This window comes from Neisseria sp. P0021.S007 (assembly GCF_051956855.1).
Map to the genome: position 1 here is coordinate 1 of NZ_JBQCXA010000726.1, position 618 is coordinate 618.

Below are 618 nucleotides of genomic sequence, written 5' to 3' on the forward strand. Positions count from 1 at the left end.
GTCCTCTTCGGCGGTGTCAATATGGACAAACAAACTGCCGACTTGCGCGCCGGTTGTGAAATCGTTGTTGCCACAGTTGGCCGACTGCTTGACCACGTCAAGCAAAAAAACATCAATTTAAACAAAGTCGAAATCGTCGTACTCGACGAAGCCGACCGTATGCTTGATATGGGTTTCATCGACGATATCCGCAAAATCATGCAGATGTTGCCCAAACAGCGACAAACCCTGCTTTTCTCCGCCACTTTCTCACCGCCTATCCGTAAGCTTGCGCAAGATTTTATGCACACGCCTGAAATGGTTGAAGTGGCTGCGCAAAACACCACCAACGCCAATGTCGAGCAACACATCATTGCCGTTGATACACTCAAAAAACGCAACCTGCTCGAACGTCTGATTGTTGATTTGCATATGAATCAAGTCATTGTATTCTGCAAAACCAAACAAAGCGTCGATCAAGTTACCCGCGACCTCGTCCGTCGCAACATTGCCGCGCAATCCATCCACGGCGACAAATCCCAACAAAGCCGACTGGAAACCCTCAACGCCTTTAAAGAAGGTTCATTACGCGTTTTGGTTGCCACTGACGTTGCCGCACGCGGCCTGGATATTGCCGAG

1 protein-coding gene is annotated in these 618 nt (G+C 49.4%); it reads left to right on the top strand.

The genetic code is table 11. The features are described from left to right. Positions 1-618 (top strand): DEAD/DEAH box helicase (locus ACTHUR_RS15620; RefSeq protein WP_440399554.1); only part of this gene is annotated, 618 nt, incomplete at both ends.